Origin of the sequence: Anaerostipes butyraticus, from assembly GCF_016586355.1 — a bacterium.
Taxonomy (GTDB): domain Bacteria; phylum Bacillota; class Clostridia; order Lachnospirales; family Lachnospiraceae; genus Anaerostipes; species Anaerostipes butyraticus.
This window is the reverse complement of record NZ_BLYI01000029.1, coordinates 1-3869: the sequence shown is the minus strand read 5'-3', so window position 1 is coordinate 3869 and position 3869 is coordinate 1. Positions and strand designations below refer to the sequence as shown.

Here is a 3869-nt window from a genome sequence, read left to right as displayed (position 1 = left end):
CCCATTCGGCTTTCTCTTTGGCCGATGGCTCAGCCCGATCTGATCCATAACCCGGTATACGGTCCTCTCACTGGGGATATGTACTCCCTCCGGCTGCTTCAGCAACAGCGCCTGATACATCCGGATCCGTCCATAAGTATCGTTACATGATAGTGATATCCTTGAGAAAAATGTGTCAACTAATATTGACAATATCAGTTCTAAATATAAAATCTTTCAGTGCATATCTAATTGACTCCTCTACTAAGCACTATCTAATGACCAAGTCGCACATTATCGCACTTTATAAAAGACTATTATTACATTATCCCATGAAATTTAATGTCCCCAAAATGCTTGTATAACAAAGTTTAATCTTCTCTGAACAATATAGTCATAGATTTCCCTGTTTGGGCAATAACTTCAAAAACGGACAGTCTGATTTAACCATCCGTTTCTGAATTATGTTCTATTTTTTTGTTTGAATAGCTTGTTCACTTAATTGTATCTTTTGTTTCTCAATTAGCTTTGAATAAACTGTATATGCCACATTTTGAAAATAATCAATATATGCACTTTGATCACTTGCTGGCAAAGGAGTTAGGTGTTCTATGCCATCATCTTCAAGTTGATATGTCTTTATGATATTAATTTTCAAATCGGTTTGCTTAAAATTGACGTCAATTACAATTGTTACAGGAAGGGTTTTATGGGCGAATTTGTAACTCATACTTGAAAAAATAAACCCTTGTTCCATGCATTCTTTCACAAAATCATTATTTCTCAAACCATCCCCTTTTAAAATTGCACTACTAATTCCCGAAAGTCGTCCAGTAGATTCCGAAGCATCAATTTCACCGGAAAAAAGTTCATCATCTTCATCATCAACAGACTTTTCACTTTTCTTTACAGTGACATTGATAATATCTATTAGCTTCCATTCTTTGTGGTCATATGCTCCAAAATCATCAAAGAAATCTACCTTATGTGCCTTTAAAAGGCTTGCTAACGTTATTCTTTTAAGACCAAAAACAGGTTGTTCACTATCTTCTTGAATCATTTCATCCAGCAAAGAAACAAATTTTTTTGATTCAGACATTCCTTCATGTCGTATGCTAACTTTATATTTCTGTGAATCATTTTCTAGCGGAGAAATTGTAACATCCAAAGTAACTGTTCGCGTCTCAGCGATTTTAATGCGTCCTCTTTGAGGTTTTTGATATATATATTGTAAAGTTACATTGGAATCGTTTCTGGTTATATTTTTTAATGTATACCTTGTGTTTGAAATCCGTCCTTTATTAACAAATTCATCTGCTATGTTTGTCAAAAAATCTTCTTTGGACTGCTCATTTTGTGGAGAAATAATAACAACAGTGGATTTCAAATTATTTTGCTCGAAATTCATAACCTCTTGCATTCTAGTCATCGTTTCAGAACCAAAAAAATGATGATATATTAACTCAGAAAGCGCTTCCGAATTTATACATACCGGAAGAATACCTTTTTGTCGCAAAACATACTTGACACTTTGAGCATTAATTAATTTATCTTCTATTAATTTTTTGAGGTCATCCCCTTTAACAAAAGATTGAACTGCCATTTTATCTGCCCCCTATGATTCATAATAGATTCTTGATAATCGACGATTATCCATCAGAAAGTATTTAAAAGTACTTTTATTTTCAAAGATTTTAGTAAAGGATACTTTAATATGATCTATTTCTTTCTCCGTTTCAGGATAAAAATAAAAGTGAACTTCTTGATGTCGATCAGTTCTCGATTCTAATTGCAATTCGTTAATCATGTCTTGCAAATACTTTAAAGAATCATCTGTGATATGCTCAAAACAAAATATCACTTTTATATCAACCTTTTCCGTGCCATTTGGAATATCTACAGTTTTTATGTATGAGGCCAAAATATAATCAGAAAATAAGTAAGTTGGAGTAACAACGGGTAAACGATCCCATGTAGAGCCGCCAACAGATGGATATATGATATCAAATTTATTTTCAACACTATTTTGTTCAATTTTTGCAATTTCTGCATTAAAAGAATACCATTTTTCAAGTCGATTATTGTCCGCAAGATAAATCATAATTGGATGGCGACGTCTTGGCACTTTAATTTGAGAAATATTATTTACTGCACGTTCCGTATCATACTTACCATCGCTTGAATTATATAATAATATTCCACCAAGTAAAGTGTATTCTTCTAAATATGTAGTTAAAATAGGAGATGTTGAGGCACATTCTATAGTATTACACAATTCTTCAATCCATACTGATAAATTACTTGGAATAAAATTAGACCACTCTCGATGTTTGCATTCTATTACCAATGCTTCTTTTCGTTTAGTGAAAGGATTATAATATCCTGCTAATATATCCACACCGTGAGTTCTTTTATGAGAACTTTTTACATTTTTATGTGCAGTTCTAATACAATCAATCTGAACATCTTGAGCTAGAATCTCCCAATGTAAATGTTGAAAAATAGAATTCCCATAGTGCTCCAACTTCTTACCAATTCGTTGACTGAGTTCGCCCATTACTTTTCACCTCCATTTAGCAATATTTGATGAAGGAACAATAGTTCTTCATCACCTAACGCCGAACGATCTTTATAAACGGTAACACGCCCCTTAGCTGTTACTCGAAGCTTAATTGAGCTATTATCACAGAAAAGAATAATCGTCATACTTGATATATTATCGTTGTATTTTTGTAATATAGAAAATGCATCACCATACGACGAAAGATCTACGGTAAAATTCCCAACAATATCTTCTGTAAAAAGGAAATCTTGAAAACACACTTTAGAAATCTTTAACTTATATCCTTTTAATCTTTCTATCAAAGTATCAATCTTGATTTCAACATTCTTAATAGAAATATCTTTAAATAAATTCGATAATTCAAACACTAGTTTGTTTGCTGAGGTTTTGTTCGCCCAAATTTCCAAAAAATTATTTGTAACACTAAAAGAAATAACATTTGCCTTAGGAACTATTCTAGACTCAAAAGCCCTCTTTCTTGGGTTATAGTAGGATTCTTTAGCATTCCGGACAATAATATATTCACCTACCAATTCATTGCTACTTATTAATTCCAAATTGAAGTATGTGTTTTCGTCTTCTGGATAATCTTTCAATCGCAAATATATAGATTCCACGTTGATTTCTGACGATAAGCAAAGTTTATATATAAAAATACTGCTGGAAGCCATTGCATTACCTCCCTTTTAAATATTTCCGGAATTTACAACTAATTTAATTATACGATGGGATAAGAGATTTATCAATGTATATAAAGCACATAGACGTAAAGAAATTTTCAATCTTTCTTTTTATTCAAAATATCCCAATAATAACTAACGAGAACACCTAATTTAGATTGTATGTCCTCGTAATTCTCATTTAAGACCTTGTAGACAGCGATAACAATAAAAACTAAGCCTGATGATGCTAAAAACAAGGTATCCCTCTGCATATCTCCCACGGCTATTTACTACACCATTTTCTTTCAAAATGACGATTTCTGACGCTCCCAGGCAAAAAGTAAGAGCCGAAAAAGCCTTGTAAAATAAGGATTTACGAGCTCTGACACCACAGGATAAAACCACTCCAAACGAGTCAAGAGGTGAGTACTAAAATTTTCATTTTTCTTTTATCTAAAATATTTTTATACACACAAAAAAAGAAAGAGCTGTCGCTCTATCGATGAAAATTCATCTCTGATATGCTCCCTTCTAGGTAGACAAGTGAAATAATAAAAACTTGTCACTTAGAAGGGAGTATTATTATGGCATATAAACATAAGTATTCCTACGAAGAAAAAGAGCATATTCTTATGGAATACCTCAATGGTACCCACGGCTTCAGG

3 protein-coding genes and 1 pseudogene are annotated in these 3869 nt (G+C 32.6%); all 4 read right to left on the bottom strand.

Annotated elements, in window-relative coordinates:
• Positions 1-147 (bottom strand): annotated as a pseudogene (locus JMF81_RS16780) (IS3 family transposase); the annotation flags it as partial.
• Positions 148-448: 301 nt separating this feature from the next.
• Complete coding sequence (locus tag JMF81_RS07060; protein ID WP_201310753.1) at positions 449-1582, bottom strand: hypothetical protein; 1134 nt, start codon at positions 1580-1582, stop codon at positions 449-451.
• Between the two features lie 12 nt (positions 1583-1594).
• A complete protein-coding gene (locus tag JMF81_RS07055) occupies positions 1595-2536 on the bottom strand; it encodes a hypothetical protein (RefSeq protein WP_201310752.1) in 942 nt (313 codons plus the stop codon).
• Positions 2536-3213 (bottom strand): hypothetical protein, encoded by a 678-nt coding sequence (locus JMF81_RS07050; RefSeq protein ID WP_201310751.1) that lies wholly within the window; start codon positions 3211-3213, stop codon positions 2536-2538. Before JMF81_RS07050 ends, JMF81_RS07055 begins: the two co-directional genes overlap by 1 nt.
• Positions 3214-3869 lie beyond the last annotated feature (656 nt).